22 protein-coding genes and 1 tRNA gene are annotated in these 21,556 nt (G+C 62.7%); 11 read left to right on the top strand and 12 right to left on the bottom strand.

What is annotated here, in order from left to right; genetic code table 11:
• Positions 1 to 20: 20 nt before the first annotated feature.
• Complete coding sequence (locus AT959_RS11170; RefSeq protein ID WP_066883111.1) at positions 21 to 1,601, bottom strand: tetratricopeptide repeat protein; 1,581 nt, start codon at positions 1,599 to 1,601, stop codon at positions 21 to 23.
• Between the two features lie 107 nt (positions 1,602 to 1,708).
• On the opposite strand from AT959_RS11170, the gene AT959_RS11165 reads away from it, so the two are divergent.
• Complete coding sequence (locus AT959_RS11165; protein ID WP_205629897.1) at positions 1,709 to 2,707, top strand: transporter substrate-binding domain-containing protein; 999 nt, start codon at positions 1,709 to 1,711, stop codon at positions 2,705 to 2,707.
• A 56-nt stretch (positions 2,708 to 2,763) separates the two neighbouring features.
• Here AT959_RS11165 and AT959_RS21120 read toward each other — a convergent pair whose 3' ends face one another.
• From AT959_RS21120 to AT959_RS11150, 3 genes are all read right to left on the bottom strand, one after another.
• A complete protein-coding gene (locus AT959_RS21120; protein ID WP_157651278.1) occupies positions 2,764 to 4,056 on the bottom strand; it encodes a helix-turn-helix domain-containing protein in 1,293 nt (430 codons plus the stop codon).
• A 284-nt stretch (positions 4,057 to 4,340) separates the two neighbouring features.
• Positions 4,341 to 4,414: transfer RNA gene (locus AT959_RS11155), tRNA-Gly, on the bottom strand.
• 42 nt (positions 4,415 to 4,456) lie between these two features.
• Positions 4,457 to 4,951, bottom strand: coding sequence for a flavin reductase family protein (locus AT959_RS11150; RefSeq protein WP_066883106.1), 495 nt, complete (start codon positions 4,949 to 4,951; stop codon positions 4,457 to 4,459).
• Positions 4,952 to 5,015: 64 nt separating this feature from the next.
• Here AT959_RS11150 and mutY point away from each other — a divergent pair, with 64 nt between their 5' ends.
• Positions 5,016 to 6,053 carry an A/G-specific adenine glycosylase gene (gene mutY, locus AT959_RS11145; RefSeq protein WP_066883104.1) on the top strand — a complete coding sequence of 346 codons (1,038 nt, stop codon included), beginning with the start codon at positions 5,016 to 5,018 and terminating at the stop codon, positions 6,051 to 6,053.
• Here mutY and AT959_RS11140 read toward each other — a convergent pair.
• Genes AT959_RS11140 through AT959_RS11130 form a run of 3 tightly spaced genes read right to left on the bottom strand, consistent with a single transcriptional unit; the run spans position 6,025 to position 9,030 of the window.
• Positions 6,025 to 7,236: an HD-GYP domain-containing protein gene (locus tag AT959_RS11140; RefSeq protein WP_066883103.1), complete on the bottom strand. Its 1,212-nt coding sequence runs from the start codon at positions 7,234 to 7,236 to the stop codon at positions 6,025 to 6,027. The two genes, mutY and AT959_RS11140, sit on opposite strands and share 29 nt — an antisense overlap.
• Positions 7,237 to 7,249: 13 nt before the next feature.
• Positions 7,250 to 7,861: a hypothetical protein gene (locus AT959_RS21115; protein WP_157651277.1), complete on the bottom strand. Its 612-nt coding sequence runs from the start codon at positions 7,859 to 7,861 to the stop codon at positions 7,250 to 7,252.
• Positions 7,825 to 9,030, bottom strand: coding sequence for an HD-GYP domain-containing protein (locus tag AT959_RS11130; protein ID WP_066883100.1), 1,206 nt, complete (start codon positions 9,028 to 9,030; stop codon positions 7,825 to 7,827). Before AT959_RS11130 ends, AT959_RS21115 begins: the two co-directional genes overlap by 37 nt.
• 63 nt (positions 9,031 to 9,093) lie before the next feature.
• On the opposite strand from AT959_RS11130, the gene abc-f reads away from it, so the two are divergent.
• The 5 genes from abc-f to AT959_RS11105 all read left to right on the top strand — a co-directional run bounded on the left by abc-f (position 9,094) and on the right by AT959_RS11105 (position 13,877).
• Positions 9,094 to 11,001, top strand: coding sequence for a ribosomal protection-like ABC-F family protein (gene abc-f, locus AT959_RS11125; RefSeq protein ID WP_066883098.1), 1,908 nt, complete (start codon positions 9,094 to 9,096; stop codon positions 10,999 to 11,001).
• A 325-nt stretch (positions 11,002 to 11,326) separates the two neighbouring features.
• A complete protein-coding gene (locus AT959_RS11120; RefSeq protein WP_066883093.1) occupies positions 11,327 to 11,740 on the top strand; it encodes a hemerythrin family protein in 414 nt (137 codons plus the stop codon).
• A gap of 105 nt (positions 11,741 to 11,845) precedes the next feature.
• Positions 11,846 to 12,457: a bifunctional phosphoserine phosphatase/homoserine phosphotransferase ThrH gene (gene thrH / locus AT959_RS11115; RefSeq protein ID WP_066883092.1), complete on the top strand. Its 612-nt coding sequence runs from the start codon at positions 11,846 to 11,848 to the stop codon at positions 12,455 to 12,457.
• Positions 12,458 to 12,467: 10 nt separating this feature from the next.
• Positions 12,468 to 13,331 (top strand): formyltetrahydrofolate deformylase, encoded by an 864-nt coding sequence (gene purU, locus AT959_RS11110; protein ID WP_066883091.1) that lies wholly within the window; start codon positions 12,468 to 12,470, stop codon positions 13,329 to 13,331.
• A 3-nt stretch (positions 13,332 to 13,334) separates the two neighbouring features.
• Positions 13,335 to 13,877: a hydrolase gene (locus AT959_RS11105; RefSeq protein WP_066883089.1), complete on the top strand. Its 543-nt coding sequence runs from the start codon at positions 13,335 to 13,337 to the stop codon at positions 13,875 to 13,877.
• Between the two features lie 8 nt (positions 13,878 to 13,885).
• Here the strand turns inward: AT959_RS11105 and AT959_RS11100 are convergent, their stop codons facing one another.
• From AT959_RS11100 to AT959_RS11085, 4 genes are all read right to left on the bottom strand, one after another.
• Positions 13,886 to 14,656, bottom strand: a complete 771-nt coding sequence (locus AT959_RS11100) for a phosphodiesterase (protein ID WP_066883087.1) — start codon at positions 14,654 to 14,656, stop codon at positions 13,886 to 13,888.
• A 115-nt stretch (positions 14,657 to 14,771) separates the two neighbouring features.
• Positions 14,772 to 16,289 carry an ammonium transporter gene (locus tag AT959_RS11095; protein ID WP_066883085.1) on the bottom strand — a complete coding sequence of 506 codons (1,518 nt, stop codon included), beginning with the start codon at positions 16,287 to 16,289 and terminating at the stop codon, positions 14,772 to 14,774.
• 10 nt (positions 16,290 to 16,299) lie between these two features.
• The gene (glnK, locus tag AT959_RS11090) at positions 16,300 to 16,638 is read right to left on the bottom strand and encodes a P-II family nitrogen regulator (protein ID WP_066883083.1); all 339 of its coding nucleotides are present in this window, start codon (positions 16,636 to 16,638) and stop codon (positions 16,300 to 16,302) included.
• A gap of 82 nt (positions 16,639 to 16,720) precedes the next feature.
• Entirely contained in the window at positions 16,721 to 17,548 is an 828-nt protein-coding gene (locus AT959_RS11085) for a TorF family putative porin (RefSeq protein ID WP_066883081.1), read from the bottom strand.
• Between the two features lie 247 nt (positions 17,549 to 17,795).
• On the opposite strand from AT959_RS11085, the gene AT959_RS11080 reads away from it, so the two are divergent.
• Genes AT959_RS11080 through AT959_RS11070 form a run of 3 tightly spaced genes read left to right on the top strand, consistent with a single transcriptional unit; the run spans position 17,796 to position 20,725 of the window.
• The gene (locus AT959_RS11080) at positions 17,796 to 18,035 is read left to right on the top strand and encodes an accessory factor UbiK family protein (protein ID WP_066883079.1); all 240 of its coding nucleotides are present in this window, start codon (positions 17,796 to 17,798) and stop codon (positions 18,033 to 18,035) included.
• Between the two features lie 4 nt (positions 18,036 to 18,039).
• Positions 18,040 to 19,533: a YifB family Mg chelatase-like AAA ATPase gene (locus AT959_RS11075; protein WP_066883078.1), complete on the top strand. Its 1,494-nt coding sequence runs from the start codon at positions 18,040 to 18,042 to the stop codon at positions 19,531 to 19,533.
• Entirely contained in the window at positions 19,526 to 20,725 is a 1,200-nt protein-coding gene (locus AT959_RS11070) for a multidrug effflux MFS transporter (protein ID WP_066883077.1), read from the top strand. Before AT959_RS11075 ends, AT959_RS11070 begins: the two co-directional genes overlap by 8 nt.
• Here the strand turns inward: AT959_RS11070 and AT959_RS11065 are convergent.
• Complete coding sequence (locus AT959_RS11065; protein WP_066884344.1) at positions 20,705 to 21,097, bottom strand: rhodanese-like domain-containing protein; 393 nt, start codon at positions 21,095 to 21,097, stop codon at positions 20,705 to 20,707. The two genes, AT959_RS11070 and AT959_RS11065, sit on opposite strands and share 21 nt — an antisense overlap.
• Before the next feature lie 68 nt (positions 21,098 to 21,165).
• On the opposite strand from AT959_RS11065, the gene bamE reads away from it, so the two are divergent.
• The coding region (gene bamE / locus AT959_RS11060) for an outer membrane protein assembly factor BamE domain-containing protein (RefSeq protein WP_066883076.1) at positions 21,166 to 21,556 on the top strand (391 nt) is incomplete at its 3' end.

Raw genomic sequence — 21,556 nt, 5'->3', positions numbered from 1 at the left:
CCGCTCAAAATCGCCGTTTTTCAGCGCCGCTCGTCGCGCCAGGCAGCCAGCGCTACCGCCATTTCAGCTACCGGGGTCGCCCAATCGCCGCGCTGCGGCTGCCGGAACAAGCGGCTGCGCGGGTACCACGGCGTGTCGCTCCGCCCGAGCAACCAGCGCCAGTCGGTCTTCCAGGCCGGTAGCAGGATCCAGCACGGCACGCCGAGCGCTCCGGCCAGATGGGCCACCGAACTATCGACGCTGATCAGCAGATCGAGTTGGCTGAGCAAGGCTGCCGTATCGGCAAAATCGCCGATCAGCGGCGCCAGATCGACCAAGGGCTGGGCGGCCGGCAGCGGCGGCAAGGCTGTGTCCGATTTCTGCAAACTGAAAAAGCGGACGCCGCTGACCGCCCACAAGGGCGCCAGCACATCCAGTCCCGGCAGCGAACGTTCGGCGTCGTTGCTGTGCTTCGGATTGCCGCGCCAGACCAGGCCAACCCGCAAGCCCGCTCCGGCCAGGCTGGGCGCAAAGCGGGCCTGGCGCTGCGGCTCGGCGGCGAGATAGGGAATCGCCGCCGGCACCGTTTCCAGCCGGGTTCCGGCATGCAACGGCAGGCTGAGCAGGAAAGTCCAGTAATCGTGTTCGCTCAAACAGGGCTTGGCCTCGCTCAGGCTGAGCACGACATCCGGCCCGGCTAGCGTCTGCAGCAAGGCCTGCTGGCTCGGCCGGCAGACCAGCGTCACGCGCGCCGCCCCCTGCGCCTTCAACCAGGGCAGATAGCGGCAAAACTGCAGTTCGTCGCCCAGGCCCTGCTCCGGCATCACGACGATCGTCTTGCCGGCCAGCGGCTCGCCCTGCCATTGCGGACAGCCCGGCGGCAAGGCGGCCGGCCCGCTCCCCGCCTCGGCATAAACCTGCTGGCGCCCCTCGTAGAGCGGCCAGCCTTCGGCAAACCGGCCAAGCGCCAGCAATAGCTGGCCGAGATTCATCCGACCCTGCAGATAATCCGGCTGCAAGCGCAGCGCCTCGCGAAAAGACGCCTCGGCCTCGGCCATTCGCCCCTGATCGGTCATCAGCACGCCCAGATTCGAATGCGCTGTCGCAAATTCCGGCTGCAGGCGCAGCGCCGCCCGGTAAGCGGCCTCAGCCTCCGCCAGCAAACCCAGCCGGGCCAGCAAGCCGGCCAGATTGGACTGAATGGCCGCCGAATCCGGCGCCAGTTCAACAGCCCGCCGCAGATGCCGCTCCGCCTCGGCAAACCTCCCAAGGTTTTCCAGCAGCAGGCCGAGATTGGCGTGCAGGCTGGCCTCCTCCGGCAACAAGGCGAGCGCTTCACGGTAGAGGGCTTCGGCCTCGACCGGCCGCTGCAGGCGTTCAAGGGCCAGGGCCAGACTGTTGCGGGCATCGGTTGCCTGCGGATCAAGTTCGATCAGCCGCTGCCAGCAGGTGGCCGCCAATTCGTCATCAGCCAGTTGCACAGCGCAGGTCGCGGCAATTTCGAGCAGCGCCGGATCATCGGCAAATAGCGTCAGCCCCATCCGCGCCGCCGCCAGCGCCTCGGCCGGCGCCCCGCGGAGCAACTGCAACTCGGCATGCTGTAGGAACGGGTTATCCATCATTCATCAATCAGCAAAAACAGGGATCTGCATTCAGGTGCGCCACAAGCGATTCTGTCCTTATCTTCCCGGTTGGCCTATAACAAAACCATGATGCCATTAAGGCTTTAATGTCCGAAGGCTTCAGCCAGAGAAGCAGCCAGATAACAATCATTGAGTGGCGAGGTCGCTATCTATTGGATCGCGGCCTCAGATCATTGAGCGCGGAGGATGACATGAACTCTAATAAATTGGCCACTGCCACCCTGATATTTGCTTCGGTTGCCTCATTACCCGGCACCGGCAATGCTCAGACCCTGGAAAAAATCGCCAGCAGCAACCAGATTACCGTCTCTTACCGTGAAGCAGCCGTGCCATTCAGTTATGCACTCAGCCCGACCCGAGCCGTCGGCTTCTCGGTAGACCTGACGGATGCCATCATCGATGACGTACGAGCCAAACTGAAGAAACCGAACCTCAAAGTGGTTCGCATCCCGGTCACAGGTCAGAACCGCATTCCGATGCTGGTCGATGGCACCTACGATCTGGAATGCGGATCGACGACCAATACGGCGGCGCGCGGCAAAGATGTCTCGTTTGCGATCAGCCACTTTTATACCGGGACGCGGCTCTTGGTGAAGACCAGCAGCAAGATCAAAAACTACGCCGACCTTGCCGGCAAGACGGTTGTCGCGCCGGCGGGCAGCACCAATGAGAAAGTCGTCCGCAAATACAGCGCCGACAACAACCTCAACCTGCAATTCGTCGCCGGGAAGGACTACGGCGAATCGCTGCAGATGGTTGAGGAAGATCGCGCCGCGGCCCTGGCGCTGGACGATGTTCTGCTTTTCGGCCTGCGCGCCAATTCGAAAGCCCCCTCTTCGCTCGAAGTGGTCGGCGATACGTTACAGGTCGAGCCCTATGGCTGCATGCTGCGCAAGGATGATCCAGCTTTCAAGAAACTGGTCGATGGGACGATCACCCGTCTGATGAAGTCAGGTGAATTTGCCCGGCTCTACAACAAGTGGTTCGAATCGCCGATTCCACCGAAAGGCGTGGTTCTTGGCATGCCGATGAGCAAACAGCTCAAGGCCAATCTCAAAGCGCTGAGCGACAAACCGGAGTTTTAGCTGCGATGAAGTAGCGGGCGTGCAAATATTGACCAGACAATTAACAAAAATGCACTCTAGCCACCAGATGCATTAGCAGATGAAAGGTGAAGATTTACCATCCATCCTTTAGGCGTTACTTGAATAGTCTTGCGCCTTTTATCTCCGTCGTCTTGCGTGCTTACAAGCAAGCCAACAGCCTCAAGATCCCTGATGTGTGGGCGAAAAGCTGGGATACTGTTAAAGCTGAATTCCTCAAAATCGCTCGGAGAAAAGACTCCACCGATATCAATCGCGCGCCGAAAGACCTCAAGTGCCTTAGGGCGTAATTCTTGCCGTACCGCCTCATACGCGGCCCCTGCTTGCTCACTAAACCACTGATCAAATAATGCCTTCCGTTGTGCATCCCCCCCGGGAGCCTGTCTGTCCGCAACCCACTGACAAAAATCATCGGCGTAGCTGAGTACGCTCCGCAGGTTTCCCCGCAAGACGTCGTAAATTTGAGCAAAATCTTCTGCACGCAGAGGCAGGTAGGGAGCCCCGGGTCCCTTTGCATAGGCGCTACACCTCGTAGTCAGAATTTCACCTGCGTGGTGATCTCCAATTCCACCAATTTCAATGGGTTTGTGTAGAAAACCTTCGAGACGTGGTGAGGAAACGACGCCATACACAATGCCAAGAGCACCACAAAGCACCCATCGAAGTCCTGTCATAGTTAGCAACTCGTCACGCAATTGCTCAAGTTGCTGTCGCGCAATATCCGACGATTGAAGAAGCTCAAGATTATCGATTGTGCAAATTACGCCGCCCGACTCCGGCGTCGGGAAAATTTGTTCTAGGCAACCCGCAACTGCTTTTCGGAACCCACTGCGCTCAAACCCCGCAGATGTATTCATTTCAGCTTGATAGCCCGCTTGAAATCCCCAGCCGCCGGCCTGAAAAGAAAGAAGTTGAGGGGAATTAAGCCAACGGTCAATGCCTGCGGTTCGGAGAGAAGGATATTGGGTTTTCACATCGCCAGCCCTATCAATAAGGGTCTGCGCTACCTCCATCAGAACAGTGTCAATGAATACTTGGAGATCTTGGTTAGGATTCAGTTGGAAAACCCTTTTACAAGGTATGTATAACGGGCCTTCACCAGTCTTGATATACCTATTAAAAAGCTGATAACACGCGACATTAACTACACTTGTTTTGCCAACCCCATTTAATCCTTCTAGGGTTGCCAACTTCGGTGGAGAAGCAATCTTGCGAACTAGAGATTCAAGTTCTTTGTTTCGCCCAACAAGTAGAGTTTCCCCTAATTCAGTAGGGGGTAGTGAAGTCGTTTGAAAGGGCGAACTCTTAAAACCCCAAGTTTGGTAAATCAAAGCATTCCCCTAACGTAATATGGAATAGGAGCCTGCAAAGCACAGGCATCAAGCACACCGAATAGTTCGCACGTCACTAAAACGAGATTCATTATGCCAAAGGAAATAATCGTCCACCAATTTTGGGTAACGTTTGGCTTCCGGCACCTCCGGCCAAAATAATTTTTACGCCGTCTTATGGCAAGAATGAGTTGTTCTGACCATATATCGGCCAGAAAACAAAAAAGCCAACCGCACTCGGTTGGCTTTTCTTTTGCAGATCAATGATCTACCTAAATTCGATGTGGAGCGGGCGATGGGAATCGAACCCACGGCTCTAGCTTGGGAAGCTAGGGTATTACCATTATACGACGCCCGCTCTGGGCAGAAGGCAGCATTCTAAGCGCAGAAGCGGCCGGGTTCAATCCTTGTCGGCGAGAGTCCGGTACTGCCCGGCGTGGAAAAGCAGCGGGGCGAGATCGACCCGTTCGCCGAAACGTTCGACGCGGCCGACGAAGATGATGTGGTCGCCGCCGGCGTGTTGCGTTTCGTTGGCAACTTCGAAGGTCGCGCAGCAGCCGGGGAAGACCGGGGCGCCGCCGATGCCGGCGTGCCAGGGCAGGCCGGCGAAGCGGTCGGCCGGCCAGGTGGCGAAACGGTTGGAGAGGTCCTGCTGGTTGTCGGCAAGGATATTGATGGCGTGGTGGCTGGCCCGGCGGAAGGCTTCCAGGTTGTGCGAGTTGTTATCGAGGCACCAGAGGACCAGCGCCGGGTCGAGCGAAACGGCCGAAAACGAATTGACGGTCAGGCCGATGGGGTGGCCATCCGGATCAATGGCCGTGACGATGGCGATGCCGGTGGCGAAGCGCCCGAGGGCATTGCGCAGGGCGCGGCTGTCGGATTGGGGTTGGGTCATCGGGACTTGATCTGCGTCAAAAGGCCGTATTATCCGTGCTCCCGCAGCACACGTCGAGGCAGAATTGGCCACGCAGCACTCTTTTACCGAACGCCTGATCATCTGGCAGAAGGCCGCCGGCCGCCATGAACTGCCTTGGCAGAACACGCGCGACCCTTACCGCATCTGGCTCTCCGAGATCATGTTGCAGCAGACGCAGGTCGCCACGGTGATTCCTTACTACCAGCGTTTTCTCGCCAGCTTTCCCGATGTGCAGGCCCTGGCCGCGGCGCCGATCGAGCAGGTCATCGAGCATTGGGCCGGCCTCGGCTATTACGCCCGGGCGCGCAACCTGCATCGCTGCGCCCAGCAGATTGCTGCGGTACACGCCGGAAAATTCCCGAAAACCGCCGAGCAACTGGCCGAACTGCCCGGCATCGGCCGCTCCACCGCCGCCGCCATCGCCGCTTTTGCCTTTGGGCAGCGGGCAGCAATCCTCGACGGCAACGTCAAGCGGGTGCTGTGCAGGCAATTCGGGATCGACGGTTTTCCCGGCGCCAGCGCCGTCGACCGCAGCCTGTGGACGCTGGCCGAAAGCCTGCTGCCGGAAATCGAGATCGAGGCCTACACGCAGGGCCTGATGGACCTCGGCGCCACGCTGTGCACCCGGGCCCGGCCGCGCTGCGGCTATTGCCCGATGGCCACTGACTGCATCGCCTGCCGCGATGGCCGCCAGGCGGAATTGCCGACGGCCCGCCCGCGCGCTCCGGTGCCGGAACGCTCGGCCAGCTTCGTGCTGATCACCGACGGCACCCGCCTGCTGCTCGAACGCCGGCCGCCGAGCGGCTTGTGGGGCGGCTTGCTGGTGCCGCCGGAAGGCGAGGTCGAGGCGACGCTGGCCCGCCTCGGTCTGCAGGCCACCGAACGGCAGCCGTTGGCATCGCTCAAGCACGCCTTCACGCATTTCCGGCTGACCTTGCAGCCGACGCTGTGCACGGTGGCAGCCAGTACCGGCTGCGCCGAAGCGGGTCTGGAATGGCTGGCACTGGACAAGGCAGCCGAGGCCGGCGTGCCGACGCCGATCCGCAAGCTAATCAGACAGGTTGCCAGCGCACGGGGCTGAGGCCCCAGCGTTCGTAGGTTTCGGCCCGGACAATCTGGCCGTAGTGGTTGCCGACCTTGCGCGACAGGTCGACCTCAACCGGCGCCACGTACTGCCGGCGCCCGGTGTGGTAGATGACGCGGACCACCGGGCTGAGCGGCTTGTCGTGATGTACTTCGTCGACCACGGCGAGATGGCCGCTTTCGAGCAGGACCAGCGTGCCGACCGGATAGACGCCGACCGTCCGGACAAAGGCGGCGACCAGCGCCGGATCGAACTGCGTGCCGCCCTGGTCGAACAGTTGGCGCAAGGCGTGCGACGGCGAAATGGCCGGCCGGTAGGGGCGGTCGGAGGTCATCGCATCGTAACTATCGACAATCGCCGCCATTCGCCCGGCCTGCGAAATCTCATCGCCGGCCATCCGGTAGGGGTAACCGCAGCCGTTGTAGCGTTCGTGATGCTCCAGCACCACCATCACCGAAGTTGCGGACAGCCGTGAAGTTGCTTCAAGGACGGCCAGCCCTTCCTCGACATGACCCTGGACGACTGAATATTCCGCTTGCGACAGCATCCCGGGCTTGGTCATCAGGCGGGCATCGATCGCGGCATGGCCGATGTCCTTGACCATCGTGCCGAGTGCCAGCTTTTCCAGCTCCGGCTGCGCCAGACCCTGCTGGTGGCCGAGGGCGATGATCAGCGAGGCGGTCGCCACGGCATGTTCGGTGGCGTAGGCATCGAGACGCTTCAGACGGGCCAGTGGAACCAGTGCGTCCGGATTGCGCGCCACCGATTCGATCATCTTGCCGACCACCGGCTCCAGCCGGGCGGCATCGACCTCGCGGCCGGCCTGGGCGGCCAGCATCAGGTCGCTGACGACGCCGCTCGCCTCGTTGAGCAGGCGGCCGGCCCGGCGCCGTTCCTCGCCGAGCGATACCTGGCGCGGTTCAGCCTTGATCCGTTCGGTCAACGACAGGAACTTGCGCTCGACCTCGTTGATGCGGGCAATCGGCGACGGTGGCAGATCGATGCCACGGGCGGTATCGATGCTGACTTCGGTAATGCCCTCGGCGACCAGCGTCTTGACGTGGGCTTCGTCGCGGACCGCGAAACGCTGGCGCCAGACGTTGTGCTCCAGCCAGCGCTTGTGCAGATCCACGACATACATGCCGGGCAGCAGATCGTGGACGGAGATCTTGCGGATCACGCCCGTCCCCCGGTCAGGGCATCCGTTCGGAAGTCTCGGCCGCCTTACGCGCGGCCTTTTCCTTCTGGGCGGCGACCTTGGCCGCGTGTTCTTCCTGCTTCTGGCGCTGCCGTTCGGCCTCGGCCGCCTTGCGACGGGCCCCCTCCTCCGCCTTTTTCGCCTTGTCGGCCCGCGTTGCCGCCTCTTCCGCCGCGATTGCCTGACGCTCGGCCGTCGTTTCCGCTTCGCGCTGCTGCAATTCGGCTTCCCGTTGCGGTGCCGCCTCGCTGTGCCGCTGGTCGCTATCGGCGCGCTGCTCTTTCTTGACCAGGCGCTCGATTGCCTTGCCCTCGTTTTCGATGTTCTTGCCAGCCCGCGAGGCCGCGATAAATTCGCTGCGCGCCTCGACCCGACAAGAATTGACCAGGAATTTCTTGAAACAGGCCGCCTCTTTCTCGGCCTGGAGCCGCTCGGCCTCGGCCTGGCGGGCCTTGCCTTCGGCCTGCAACTCGGCGGCCCGCTCCAGCCGGCTGGCCCAGTCGGCCTGCAACTCGGCGCTGGGCCCATCCTCGGCGGCCTGCACCGAAAAGCTCAGGGCCAACAACAGGATCAGGCGGGCAACCATTGATAGGGGTCGATTTTCCATTTCTCGTAACTCTCAAAACTGCCGATGCGGTCCTGCACCTTGGAGAGATCGACGATCTCCGGCGGAATATAGTGCTGCTGGCCGGCGTGGTAGAAGATGCGCACCACCGGTTCCAGCAGGTTACCTTCATTTTGCTCGGTGACGACGCCCAGGCGCTTGCTTTCAAGCTGGACCAGGGTACCGGTCGGGTAGATGCCGATGGCGCGGATGAAGGACTGCACCAGTTGCTGGTCGAAGTGATGGCTGCTCCATTCGAGCAGTTTCTTCAGCGCCTGCGTCGGCGGCATGCCCTTGTGATAGACCCTCTCCGAGGAGATGGCGTCGTACACATCGACGATGGCTGCCATCTGGCCATACAGCGATATTTTTTCGTCGGCCAGATGGCGCGGGTAGCCGGTGCCGTCGAAGCGTTCGTGGTGCTCGCCGACCACCTGCAGCGCGATCTTGCTGACGCCCGGCGAATCTTTGAGCAGGACGACGCCTTGCGCGACGTGCGACTGCATCCGGGTGAATTCCTCATCGCTCAGCTTGGCCGGCTTGTTGAGGATCTGATCGGGAATGCGCGCCTTGCCGACATCGTGCAACAGGCCGCCCATCGCCAGATCCTTGATCACTGCACGCTCCAGCTTCATGCCGCGGCCGAAAGCAACGAGCAAAGCGCACACGCTGACCGAGTGGGCAAAAGTGTAGTCGTCGTGGCGCTTCAGGCGGGCCAGCGGCAACAGCGCATCCTGATTGCGAAAGATCGAATCGACCATGCCCTCGACCAGCGGTTCGACGCGCTCGACCTGGATTTGCTGGCCGAGACGGATGTCATCCATCATGTGGCGAATGATCTTGTTGGCCTCGCCATGCAGGCGCCGGGCCCGTGCCGTCTCTTCCTTCAGCTCGGTACTGATCGGCTTTTCAGGCTGCTTCTGGGCGATTTCCTGCAGGCGCCGTTCGAGGTCGGCATTGACCTCCTGCTGGGTACGCCCCTCCCAGACATCCGCCCCCTTCAGCGTGTCGATATACAACTCGCGAATGCCGAGCTTGACGATCTTGTCCACCGTCGCCGTATCGCGAACGTGAAAAGCGTTCGAGATGAAGGGATGGTCCAGCCAGCCGCAATTGAGATCGTGGATATACATCCCGGGCTTGAGCTGTTCAGCGCGAATTTGCTTGATCATGAGGTCAAAACGTTGCGAATTGAGGCAATTCTAGCGCACGGCGCCGCTATAATCGTCCGCCTCATGATCGCCCTCCGCCAAGTCACCTTCGCCCGCGCCGGCCGCCCGCTGGTCATCGATGCCTCCGTTCAGTTGCACCCCGGCTGGAAAGTCGGCGTCGTCGGCGCCAACGGCTGCGGCAAATCCAGCCTGTTCGCGCTGCTTGCCAACGAACTGCACGCCGAATCTGGCGATGTCGAAATCCCGGCCAGTTGGCACATTGCCCGCGTCACCCAGGAAACCCCGGCCCTGCCCGATGCGGCGCTTGAATTCGTCCTGGATGGCGACCTCGAACTGCGCCGCGTCGAACGCGAACTGGCGGCCGCCGAAGCGCGTGGCGACGGCGAGGCGATCGGCCACCTGCATGCCCGTTACGGTGAAATCGACGGCTATTCGGCCAAGGCCCGCGCCGCCGAAGTGCTGCACGGCCTTGGCTTCAAGGATGCCGATTTCACCCGCCCGGTCGCCGATTTCTCGGGCGGCTGGCGGGTTCGCCTCAACCTGGCCCGCGCCCTGTCCTGCCGCGCCGACCTGCTGCTGCTCGACGAGCCGACCAACCACCTCGACCTCGATGCCGTCTTCTGGCTGGAGAGCTGGCTGAAGAACACCCCGGCGACGCTGCTGCTGATTTCGCACGACCGCGACTTCCTCGATGCCGTGGTCGGCCAGATCATCTCGATCGACCTGCAGCGCCTGTCGCTGACCAGCGGCGGCTATTCCGACTACGAACGGGCCCGCGCCGCCCGCCTGGCCAACCAGCAATCGGCCTTCGAAGCGCAGCAGCGCGAAATCGCCCACCTCAACAGCTTCATCGAACGCTTCCACGCCAAGGCGACCAAGGCCCGCCAGGCGCAAAGCCGGATCAAGACGCTGGAGCGCATGGAAATGGTCGCCGCGGCGCATGTCGATTCGCCCTTCCATTTCAGCTTCCGCCAGCCGAACGCGCTGCCCGACCCGCTGCTGACCATTGAAAAAGCCTCGGCCGGCTATGTCGACCGCAGGATTCTCGATAACGTCAGCATGGTGCTCCGCCCCGGCTGCCGGATCGGCCTGCTCGGCCGCAACGGCGCCGGCAAATCGACGCTGATCAAGCTTCTGGCCGGCGCCATCGAACAACAAGGTGGCGAGCGCAAGGAAGCCAAGGCGCTGAACATCGGCTATTTCGCCCAGCACCAGCTCGAGCAACTGCGCCCGGACGAGTCGCCGCTGCAACACCTGGCCCGCCTCGAACCGACGACGCCGGAACAGGAACTGCGCGATTACATCGGCGGCTTCGATTTCCGCGGCGACATGGCGACGCGCGCTATCGAGCCTTTCTCCGGCGGCGAGAAATCGCGGCTGGCGCTGGCCCTGCTCATTCGCACCAAGCCCAACCTGCTGCTGCTCGACGAGCCGACCAACCACCTCGACCTCGAAATGCGCGAGGCGCTGACCTTCGCCATGCAGGACTACGAAGGCGGCATGGTTTTCGTCTCGCACGACCGCCACCTGCTGCGCACCTGCGCCGATGAACTGTTGCTCGTCGCTGACGGCAAGGCCGAGCCGTTCGACGGCGATCTCGACGACTACGCCGCCTGGCTCGCCGCCCAGCGCACTGCCGAAAAGGCGCCGGAGCCGGAAGTCGCGGCCGAGAAGAGCGAACGCCTGCAACAGCGCGCCGATGCCAAGGCCAACCGGCAGGCCCTGCTCGCCCAGCGCCGGCCGCTGGTCAAGGAAATCGAACAACTGGAACGCCAACTGGCCAAGTGGAACGAGGCGAAGGCCGCGCTCGACGCCCAATTCGCCGACCCGGACTTCTATGCTGCGGTCGACCGGGTAAAAAGCGAAGAAATGCACCGCCAGGCCGGCGAACTCGGCGAGCAGATCGATGCCGCCGAACTACGCTGGCTGGAAGTGCACGAAATGCTCGAAAGCCTGCCGACCGTCGACTAGGCCCCGGCCCCCGGCCCTCGCAGCTGCGGCTGCCCCCGTGCGGCCGCGCCCCCCCTGATTGATGCGCTTCGCCGAGCGGCCGCCAGCTAGCCGCAAAGGATGCGCCACGCCGTTTTTTTCCAACTCGGCGAGCAGCTCCCGTTCACCAGGGTTGGCCGGAGCAAGGCTGCTCATTGGCCGACAATGTGAAAAATTGCTCAATATTGAAACAATGTCATATGGCAAAATCAACTAACTTGAGTTAAAAATGCAAATTACACAAAAACATATTTAGGCTCCCGTAATCAATCGGGCGCCCGCCCCCCCATAACAAGACGGTGACCGATTGAAAAACTCCAACGATGCCTGCCAACTTGCCTTGCGGCGCAAGGCGCTCGACAAGAGTCACGACGAACTCGCAGAACTGTTGCTGAAGCTGCGCGATCCCGAAGACGGCAACATGTCGATCCCCACCATCGCCAACAACTTCTGCCTGCTGATTGAACTGGCCACCCGCCATTTTCAGGAACAGGAACGCTATCTGGCCCGGATCGACTTTCCCGACACGCTGCACCACCAAGAGTTGCATGACCAGATCCTGTCCAACGCGGCCAACATGTGCGCCTCCCTGCTCAGCGGCGAACTGGGCGAAATCGAGATGCTGCGCCGGCGGGCGGTGAAGATTTTCGAGGATCACCTGCGCACCGAAGACCGCAAGATCGCCGACTTCACGGCCCCCGGCAGCACCCGGAAAAACTGATCCGCGGCAGGCACAATGCCGGCGGTCGACGCCCAAAATCGGCCGAAAAGCAAACCTCATCAGGTAAAATCGGCGTTTTCCCGAACACCCCGCTGGAGTAAAACCGTGCAAATCGTCTGCCTTGACCTCGAAGGGGTCCTCGTCCCCGAAATCTGGATCGAATTCTCCAAGCGCACGGGCATTCCCGAACTGATGCGCACGACGCGCGAAGAGCCGGATTACGACAAGCTGATGACTTACCGCCTGGACATCCTGCGCCAGCACAAGCTCGGCCTGCCGGACATCCAGAAGGTGATCGCCGAAATGGGCCCGATGCCCGGCGCCCGCGCCTTCCTCGACAAACTGCGCGAGGATTACCAGGTCGTCATCCTGTCCGACACCTTCTATGAATTCGCCCACCCGCTAATGCGCCAGCTGGGCTGGCCGACGCTGTTCTGCCACTCGCTGGAAGACGACGCCGAAGGTATGCTGGTCAATTACCACCTGCGCATGCCGGATCAGAAGCGCGAAGCGGTCAAGCGCTTCAAGGAACTGAATTTCAAGATCGTCGCTGCCGGCGATTCGTACAACGACACCGCAATGCTCGGCGAAGCCCACGGCGGCATCCTGTTCCACCCACCGGCCAACGTCATCCGCGAATTCCCGCAGTACCCGGTCGTCCTCAATTACGACGACCTGCGTACCGAAATCGACAAAGCCTTCGCCAAGGCGGCCTGAGGCCAGATGCATGCATAGCGACCGTTTCTACACGCTTTCCGCCTCCTGCCCCGACCAGGTCGGGATCATCGCCCGCGTTTCCGGCTTCATCGCCGGCCACGGGGGCTGGATACTCGAATCGAGTTTCCACTCGGACGCGCTGACCAGTCGCTATTTCATGCGTCTCGAAATCAAGGCCAGTTCGCTGCCCTTCCTGCTCGCCGAGTTCCGCGAACTCTTCCGCAGCGAAGTCGCCGAACCGCTGTCGATGACCTGGCAGATCAACGACAGCGCGGTCAAGAAGCGCGTCGTCGTCCTCGTTTCCAAGCAGGAACACTGCCTCTACGACCTGCTCGCCCGCTGGCAGGCCAAGGAACTCGACATCGAGATTCCCTGCGTCATCTCCAACCACGACACCTTCCGCGGTTTCGTCGAATGGCACGGCATCCCCTTCCATCATGTGCCGGTCAATGCCGACAACAAGAAGGGGGCCTATGCCGAGATGCAGCGCATTTTCGACGATGTGCGCGGCGACACCATGGTCCTCGCCCGCTACATGCAGATCCTGTCGCCGGACCTGTGCGAGGCGCTGGCCGGCAAGATCATCAACATCCACCACAGCTTCCTGCCCAGCTTCGCCGGCGCCAAGCCCTATCACCAGGCGTACACGCGCGGCGTCAAACTGATCGGCGCGACCTGCCACTACGTCACCAGTGAGCTCGATGCCGGGCCGATCATCGAGCAGGACGTGATCCGTATCGACCACTCCGATTCGCCGGAGGACATGGTGCGCTACGGCAAGGACATCGAGAAGACGGTGCTGGCCCGCGGCCTGCGCTACCACCTGGAAGACCGGGTGCTGGTGCATGGCAACAAGACCGTGGTTTTCCGCTAAGCCATGCTGATCCGCCGCGACGATTCGTTGCTGCTGCTGGTCGACCTGCAGGAAAAGCTGGCCCCGGCCATCTTCGAAGGCGAGCGGGTCATCGCCAACAGCGTCCGCCTGCTCGAAGGCGCCCGCCAGCTCGGCGTACCGGCCTTCGTTTCCGAGCAATACGTGCGCGGCCTCGGGCCGAGCGTCGCGGCTATCCGCAGCGCAGCCATCGACGCCCATTTTTTCGAGAAAACCCATTTCTCCTGTGCCGCCGAGCCCGGCGTCATCGACCTGCTACGCGCCGCGCGCCGACCGCAAGTCGTTCTGACCGGCACCGAAACCCATGTCTGCGTGCTGCAAACGGCCTTTGGCCTGCTCGGCGCTGGCTTCGAGGTCTTCCTCGTCGCCGATGCCGCCTCCTCGCGGACGCCGGAAAACCGCAGTGCCGCCATCGAGCGCATGCGCGCCGCCGGCATCCAGATCGTGACCAGTGAAATGGTCCTTTTCGAATGGCTGCATGCTGCCGGCACCGACGAATTCCGGCGCCTGCTGCCACTGATCAAGTAAGCACGGCTTCAGTCCGCGTAAACCACCACCGGCGCCGCCAGTAGCGGCAGGTAATGCGTACGCAGCGGCTGGCCGGGCAGCCAGTCGTGCACCAGCATCGCCCCCGGCTCACAGGTCCACGCCAAAGGGCCGTCCTGCAAGGCAATCTGATGCACCGTGGACGGCGCGGTCAGGGCCAAACGGCCGGCAAAGCTGCTCGTCACGTGGCGATGGACATGGCCGCAGAGCAACGCCTCGACCTGCGGCCGTCCCGCCAACCATTGCGCCAGGCGCTCGCCGCCGGCACAGGCAATGCGATCCATGCCCTCAATGCCGACCGCGAAAGGCGGATGGTGCATGACGATGATCGTCCGCCGCCCGGTCGGGCAGTTGTCATCCAGCCAAGCCAGTTGCTCCACACTCAATTCCCCCGCCTCGCAGCCGGGAATCAGCGTATCGAGCAGCAGCAAGCTGCAATCCCCGCGGTCGACGCGCTGGCAGGCGAGAAATGGATGCGCCCAGGGCTGCGCCGGAAAGGCGGCACGCAGTGCCTGACGCTGATCGTGATTGCCGGGCAACACGGCGAAGTCGATGCCGCTCTCGCCCAGGGAAGCGGCCAGTCGACGATAAGTGTCCGGCAAGCCATCATCGGCCAGGTCGCCGCTCAACAGCAACAGCTCGGGGCGCGGCAGCAGCCCGGCCACCCGGGACAAGGCGTGGTTCCAGGCCAGCCACGGGTCGACGCCGCTGTAGAGCGGGCCATCGCGCAGGTGCAGGTCGGAGAGCTGGACGATTCGCATCCCTGCAGACTAGCAAAAAAAGCGGGCACCCGTAGGTGCCCGAAGGAGAGAGACTTTGATTCTTTACTGCGCCATCAACCGCGAGACTGGCTAGCCAGCCGCCGCGGTCAGGCGCTTAGTGGTGGTAGGCGCTTTCGCCGTGCGAGGTGAGGTCGAGACCTTCACGCTCTTCGTCTTCCGGCACACGCAGGCCGATGACGATATCCACCAGTTTGTAGGCGACGATGGAGACGACACCCGACCAGACGATCACGGTACCGACGCCCCAGATCTGGCTGATCACCTGAGCCGTCATGTCGTAGGCACCGACGGCGTTGGCGACATAGTCATAGACGCCCGTGCCGCCCAGAGCCGGGTCAGCGAAGACACCGGTCAGGATGGCACCGAGGATGCCGCCGACGCCATGAACGCCGAAGACGTCGAGGGAGTCATCGGCACCGAGCAGCTTCTTCAGGCCATTGACGCCCCACAGGCAGACCACACCAGCCAGCAGGCCGATGATGATACCGCCCATCACACCGACGAAACCGGCGGCCGGGGTGATCGCCACCAGACCGGCCACGGCGCCGGAAGCGGCACCCAGCATGGACGGCTTACCCTTGAGGATCCATTCGGCGAACATCCAGGACAGTGCGGCACAAGCCGTGGCGACCCAGGTGTTGACCATGGCCAGCGCAGCGCCACCGGAGGCTTCGAGGGCGGAGCCGGCGTTGAAGCCGAACCAGCCGAACCACAGCAGGGATGCACCGATCATCGTGAAGGTCAGGGAGTGCGGGGCCATCGAGACATTGCCCAGGCCGCTGCGCTTGCCAACCATGTAGGCACCGACCAAGCCAGCGATGGCGGCATTGATATGCACCACGGTACCGCCTGCGAAGTCGAGAGCGCCCTTCTGGAACAGGAAGCCGGCCGTCTTGCCAGCCGCTTCACCGGCGGCAGCATCGATGTAGGCATCCGGGCCAGCCCAGTACCAGACCATGTGGGCCATCGGGATGTAGGACAGGGTGAACCAGATGACCATGAAGACCAGGATGGCGGCGAACTTGGCACGCTCGGCGAAGGCGCCGACGATCAGGCCGCAGGTAATGGCCGCGAAGGCGCCCTGGAAGATCACGAAAGCCAGCTCGGAGATGACGACGCCCTTGGAGAAGGTGGCCCCGACCGATTCGACGGTGACGCCCTTCAGGAACAGTTTGTCGAGCACGCCGAAGAACTCGTTGCCTTCGGTGAAAGCGGCCGAGTAGCCATAGACAACCCAGAGTACCGAGATCAGCGAGAAGGTGACGAAAACCTGCATCAGCACCGACAGCATGTTCTTGGTGCGGACCAGGCCGCCGTAGAACAGGGCCAGGCCAGGAATCGACATCAGGATGACGAGGGCGGCACAGACCATGACCCAGGCGTTGTCACCCTTGTTGACCACCGGAGCCGGCGCGGCCGGGGCGGCAGCTTCAGCCGTGGCTGCGGCGGGGGCGGCGGCAGGCGCAGCGGCGGCAGGCGCAGCGGCGGCCGGGGCAGCCGGAGCGGCCTCGGTAGCCACTGCTGCAGGCGCAGCAGCTTTTTCTTCAGCCCAGGCCGGGGCGCCGAAAGCGACGGCACCGACCAGAGCTAGCAAGGCGAATACGCGTTTCATGTTTTGCTCCTTAAAGGGCGTCGGTACCGGTTTCACCGGTCCGGATACGGATGACCTGTTCGACGTCGAAGACGAAAATCTTGCCGTCGCCGATCTTGCCGGTGCTGGCGGACTTTTCGATGGCCTCGATGACCTGATCGAGCTGCTCGCTCTTCACGGCAGCCTCGATTTTGACTTTGGGCAGGAAATCGACGACATATTCGGCACCCCGATACAGCTCGGTGTGCCCTTTTTGCCGGCCGAAACCCTTCACTTCAGTGACCGTGATGCCTTGCACGCCGATGGCGGAAAGCGCTTCACGCACTTCGTCAAGCTTGAACGGCTTGATGATGGCGGTAACGAATTTCATGAGTAGTTCCTCACAAGGGTTGATATTGGTTGCTTCCCCGCTGGCGCCGGCCGGGTCACCGGCGGGGAAGATTCAAAGGTAATTAGAAGGTGCGGGAAACGGAGACGACGACAGTGTCCTTGCCCGAGTCGTACTGGTAGCCGCTCGACTTGGTGAACAGGTAGGGCTGGTAGTTCGAGCCATTTTTGCTGCCCTTGGCGTCGGTGCCGATGTAGGCAGCGCCAATCACCCAGCCGTTGATGTCCTTGGTCACGCCGAGCTTCCAGTCGGTGTAGTCGGCGTTCGAGGCATGGGCCATGTTCAGGTAACCGACGTGGCCGTTGATACCCCAACCGGAGCCGAGATCGAAGTTGCCGGACAGGTCGAAATACTGCGTGCCCTTGGTGCCGTTGCCGTTGGCGGTACCGGTGCTGTCCCAGCCGCGCATCGAGAAGTAGTCATCGACCGAGTAGTACCACTTGGCGGAAATGAACTTCCACGAGGCACCCAGGTAGATTTCCTTGTTGGTGACGGCTTCGGCCTGCGAACGGCCGCCCGGCACATAGCTGCTGCCCGGGTAGTAGTAATAGATACCGCCGACGTCGACACCGAAATCACCGAAGGCTGCCTTGTAGCCGCCGTAGAAGTCCATTTCGATGTTGCCGTCCGGGAAACCGGCCGAAGCGTCGACGTTGGAGTTCCAGTTACCGACATAGAAACCGCTGGCGTGCGAATAATCGAAACCGCCCTGGATGGCCGGACGGGAAGCCGTCTGGGCGATACCACGGAAACGGTACTCGCTGAACAGGCCGACGTTGGCGGTCAGCGTGTGCGGGCTGGCTTCGGCTTCAGCCGCCGGTGCGGCGGTCTGGGCGAAAGCCGGAACGGCGAAAGCACCTGCAAGGGCCAGAGCGAGAATTGATTTTTTCATGGGGTCTCTCCTGCGATGAAAGTTGGAATCAACAAAAAAAGTATTGTGCAGCACAGCAATAGCAGAAGGCGTGCCAGGCTGTTTTCTTGATATTAATCAAAGGTTTTCAACGGGCATTGACGGTGATGCACCAACATTACGCACCAAATGCGTGCGGTTACAGTTTGTCACGCACCATGCACGGGCGGTGATCCGAAATGGTGATGACAGGCGCTATGCTAAACTTTGCGACCTCGGAGGAACCCTGATGCTCGACCCAAAAACACTGGAAGATTTCGGCGCCAAGATGAGCGCCCTGCTGGCCAATTCACCGGCCAAGGACATTGAAAAAAATGCCAAGGCGGTAATGAGCGGCCTGCTCGGCAAGCTTGATCTCGTCACCCGTGAAGAGTTCGACGTGCAAGCCGAAGTCCTGGCCCGCACCCGGCAAAAGCTGAAGGAACTGGAAGCCCGCGTCGACGCGCTGGAAAAGGCGCGTCAGGCTTAAGGCCATGGCGCTGGCCGTCGCCCACAGTCGCGGCCTCGACGGCCTCAACGCCCCACCGGTACTGGTCGAGGTACACATCGCCAGCGGTCTGCCCAGCTTCACGCTGGTCGGCCTGCCCGACACCGAAGTGAAGGAAGCGCGTGACCGCGTGCGCGCCGCCATCGTCAATTCCGGTTTCGAATTCCCCGCCAAGCGAATCACCGTCAATCTCGCACCGGCCGACCTGCCCAAGGAATCCGGCCGCTTCGACCTGCCGATTGCGCTCGGCATCCTCGCCGCCAGCGGCCAGACGCCGGCCAAGGCGCTTGCCGATTACGAATTTGCCGGCGAACTGTCGCTCTCCGGCGAGTTGCGGCCGATTCGTGGCGCGCTGGCCATGGCCCTGCAGACGGCCGGCAACGGCAAGGCTTTCATCCTGCCGACGGCGAGTGCCAGCGAAGCGGCGCTGACCGGTGCGGGCAACATCCTCGCCGCCAGTTCGCTGCTTGAAGTCTGCGCCCACCTGGCCGAACAGGGCAGCCTGCCGGCGGCCCCTGCGGTCGACCGCGAAAAACAAACCATTTTCGCCGACCTCGGCGAAGTGCGCGGCCAGAACCAGGCCAAGCGGGCGCTGGAAATTGCCGCCGCCGGCGGCCATTCGCTGTTGATGGTCGGCCCGCCCGGTGCCGGCAAGTCGATGCTGGCCGCCCGCCTGCCCGGCCTGATGCCGACGCTGGATAGCGAGGCGGCCAAGGCTTCGGCCGCCGTCCTCTCCCTGGTCGGCCAGTTCCGGCCGGAAACCTTCGGCCAGCGGCCCTACCGCCAGCCGCACCACACCGCTTCGGCGGTCGCCCTGGTCGGTGGCGGCAATCCGCCGCGCCCCGGCGAAATCAGCCTGGCCCATCAGGGCGTGCTGTTTCTCGACGAGTTGCCCGAGTTCGACCGCAAGGTACTCGAAACCTTGCGCGAACCGCTCGAATCCGGCCGCATCCACATCGCCCGCGCCGCTCGCCAGGCCGAGTTTCCCGCCGAATTCCAGCTGATTGCGGCAATGAATCCCTGCCCCTGCGGCTTTCACGGCCACGGCAACGGCAAGTGCCGGTGCACGCCGGACCAGATCGCGCGCTATCGCGGCAAGCTGTCCGGCCCTTTCCTCGACCGCATCGACCTGCTGATCGAAGTCCCGGCCCTGCCGGCCGAAGCCCTAAGTGGCAAGGCCGACGCTGAAAGCTCGGCCACCGTGCGGGCCCGCGTCGAGCCGGCCCTGGCCCGCCAGCACCAACGGCAAGCCAAGAGCAATGCCCGGCTCAGCGCCGGAGAGATCGAAAACCACTGCACGCCGGACGAAGCCGGCGCCGCGCTGCTCAAGCAGGCGATCGCCCGGCTCGACCTGTCGGCCCGGGCCTGGCACCGCATCCTGAAAGTCGCCCGGACCATTGCCGACCTCGCCGCCAGCGACTGCATCCGTGCCCCCCATATTGCTGAAGCCATCCAGTACCGCCGCCTCGCCCATGACTGAAAAGAAGGGCGCGCCGCGCGGCATTGCGCTGTTGCTGGCTTCGTTGTCGGCACTCGGGCCGTTCTCGATCGACACCTACCTGCCCTCCTTCCACGAAATTGCCGAGAAGCTCGGCGCCAGCCAGCTCGAAGTGCAGCAAACGCTGTCCGCCTATCTGCTCGCCTTTGCGGTGATGACCTTGTGGCACGGTGCCATTTCCGACCGTTTTGGCCGACGCCGGGTGATTCTCGCTGCGCTCGCCCTGTTCGGCATCGCCTCGGCCGGTTGCACCGTCGCCACCAGCATCGAACAGTTGTGGTTCTGGCGAGCGATGCAGGGTGTCACCGCCGGCGCCGGCATCGTCATCAGTCGGGCCATCGTCCGCGACCTGTTCGACGGCGCCGAAGCCCAGCGTCTGATGGCGCAAATCACCATGATGTTCGCGCTGGCCCCGGCCGTCGCCCCGCTGATCGGCGGCTGGCTGCAGACATTCTTCGGCTGGCGCTCGGTTTTTGCCTTTCTGGTGCTGTTGACCGCCGGACTCGGCCTCGCCTGCTGGAAACTGCTGCCGGAAACGCTGCCGCCGGAAAAACGCCAGTCGCTGAAGCCGAGCTATCTCGGTCGTACCTACTGGAAAGTACTCAGTTCGGGCCGCTTCCTGCTCGCCTGCGTCGCCGTCTCCGCCAACTTCCTCGGCTTCTTCATCTACGTGTTGTCGGCGCCGGTTTTCCTGATGACCCATCTCGGCGTTCCCGAAACCGGTTTTCTCTGGCTGTTTGGTCCGGCCATGTGCGGCATGGTCGCCGGTTCCTGGCTGTCCAGTCGACTGGCCGGCAAACGTTCGCTGGAATGGACCATCACGCTAGGCTATGGCCTGATGCTCGGCGCCGCGACGATCAACGTCGGCCTCAACCTGGCGCTGCCGCCCGGCCTGCCGTGGAGCGTCATGCCGCTCTTGCTCTACACCACCGGCATGTCGCTGACCATGCCCTGCCTGACCATCCTCGCCCTCGATCCCTTCCCCGAGCAGCGCGGCCTCGCCGCTTCCTGCCAGACCTTCTTCCAGTCGAGCAGCAACAGCCTGGGCGCCGCGCTCATCGCCCCCGCGCTGTGGGGTTCAACGCTGACCCTGGCCCTCGGCATGGCCGGCCTGCTGGTGCTGGGCGGCCTCGCCGCGCTGGCCCACCGCCGCTCAGGATTGCTGCCACGGTAAGCCGTGGTAGCGCCAGCCGCCGCGGGTACCGCGCTGATAGGCGCCATCGAGCGGCCCTTCAAAGCCTTCCAAGACATTGATCACGGTGCTGAAGCCGGCGGCCTCCAGCGCCTCGCCGGCCAACAGCGAACGATGCCCGCTGCGGCAGATGAGCAACACCGGCCGCGTCAGATCGCCGCGCACCAGGCGCTTCACCTGGTCGGCGAATTCCGGGTCGATCTCCCAGTCCGGCGCCTCCTGCCAGGCAACGTGCTCGGCGCCGACCGGGTGCCCGACATACATGTGCTCGATTTCCGTCCGGCAATCGACCAGCACGGCCCCCGGCGTTTGCTGCAGAAATTCGTGGGCGGCGCGAGGATCAAGATGCTGCATCGGCATATCCGTAAATTAGGCGGTGCCGATATTATGGAAGCTGATCAGCAAACGCGTAAACTCGCCCCATGAAACTACCGACCTGGATCACCACCGCCGCCACCGCCCTCGCCGCCGCCCTGCTGCCGGCCTGCGATGTCGTCAATCTGCCGGAAATCAAGCCGGGCATCACCACGGCCGCCGAAGTCCGTTCCCGGATGGGCAACCCCGGCTTCGAGTTCAGCAATCCGGACGGCAGCGTGACCTGGGAGTACACCCGCCAGCCCAGCGGCACGACCTGCTACATGATCACCATCGGCGGCGACCAGATCGTCCAGAAGCTGGAACAGGTGCTGACCGAGGCCAATTTCGGCCGCATCCGCGACGGCATGAGCCGCGATCAAATCCGCCGCCTGCTCGGCGCGCCGGCCAGCAAAGTGGTCTTCGACAATCTCGGCGAAGAGGTCTGGGAATGGCGGG

The organism is Dechloromonas denitrificans (assembly GCF_001551835.1).
GTDB lineage: Bacteria > Pseudomonadota > Gammaproteobacteria > Burkholderiales > Rhodocyclaceae > Azonexus > Azonexus denitrificans.
Note: the sequence above shows the minus strand (reverse complement) of the source record. Positions and strands in the feature narration are given on the sequence as shown.

Excerpts from the sequence above, each read along its gene's own strand:
- AT959_RS11165 (WP_205629897.1), top strand. The coding sequence starts at position 1,709 with ATGTCCGAAGGCTTCAGCCAGAGAAGCAGCCAGATAACAATCATTGAG.
- abc-f (WP_066883098.1), top strand. The coding sequence starts at position 9,094 with ATGATCGCCCTCCGCCAAGTCACCTTCGCCCGCGCCGGCCGCCCGCTG.
- AT959_RS21115 (WP_157651277.1), bottom strand. The coding sequence starts at position 7,861 with ATGGAAAATCGACCCCTATCAATGGTTGCCCGCCTGATCCTGTTGTTG.
- AT959_RS11080 (WP_066883079.1), top strand. The coding sequence starts at position 17,796 with ATGCTCGACCCAAAAACACTGGAAGATTTCGGCGCCAAGATGAGCGCC.
- glnK (WP_066883083.1), bottom strand. The coding sequence starts at position 16,638 with ATGAAATTCGTTACCGCCATCATCAAGCCGTTCAAGCTTGACGAAGTG.
- AT959_RS11095 (WP_066883085.1), bottom strand. The coding sequence starts at position 16,289 with ATGAAACGCGTATTCGCCTTGCTAGCTCTGGTCGGTGCCGTCGCTTTC.
- AT959_RS11105 (WP_066883089.1), top strand. The coding sequence starts at position 13,335 with ATGCTGATCCGCCGCGACGATTCGTTGCTGCTGCTGGTCGACCTGCAG.
- AT959_RS11100 (WP_066883087.1), bottom strand. The coding sequence starts at position 14,656 with ATGCGAATCGTCCAGCTCTCCGACCTGCACCTGCGCGATGGCCCGCTC.
- AT959_RS11070 (WP_066883077.1), top strand. The coding sequence starts at position 19,526 with ATGACTGAAAAGAAGGGCGCGCCGCGCGGCATTGCGCTGTTGCTGGCT.
- AT959_RS11065 (WP_066884344.1), bottom strand. The coding sequence starts at position 21,097 with ATGCAGCATCTTGATCCTCGCGCCGCCCACGAATTTCTGCAGCAAACG.
- AT959_RS11085 (WP_066883081.1), bottom strand. The coding sequence starts at position 17,548 with ATGAAAAAATCAATTCTCGCTCTGGCCCTTGCAGGTGCTTTCGCCGTT.
- purU (WP_066883091.1), top strand. The coding sequence starts at position 12,468 with ATGCATAGCGACCGTTTCTACACGCTTTCCGCCTCCTGCCCCGACCAG.
- AT959_RS11170 (WP_066883111.1), bottom strand. The coding sequence starts at position 1,601 with ATGATGGATAACCCGTTCCTACAGCATGCCGAGTTGCAGTTGCTCCGC.
- AT959_RS11075 (WP_066883078.1), top strand. The coding sequence starts at position 18,040 with ATGGCGCTGGCCGTCGCCCACAGTCGCGGCCTCGACGGCCTCAACGCC.
- AT959_RS11130 (WP_066883100.1), bottom strand. The coding sequence starts at position 9,030 with ATGATCAAGCAAATTCGCGCTGAACAGCTCAAGCCCGGGATGTATATC.
- AT959_RS11150 (WP_066883106.1), bottom strand. The coding sequence starts at position 4,951 with ATGACCCAACCCCAATCCGACAGCCGCGCCCTGCGCAATGCCCTCGGG.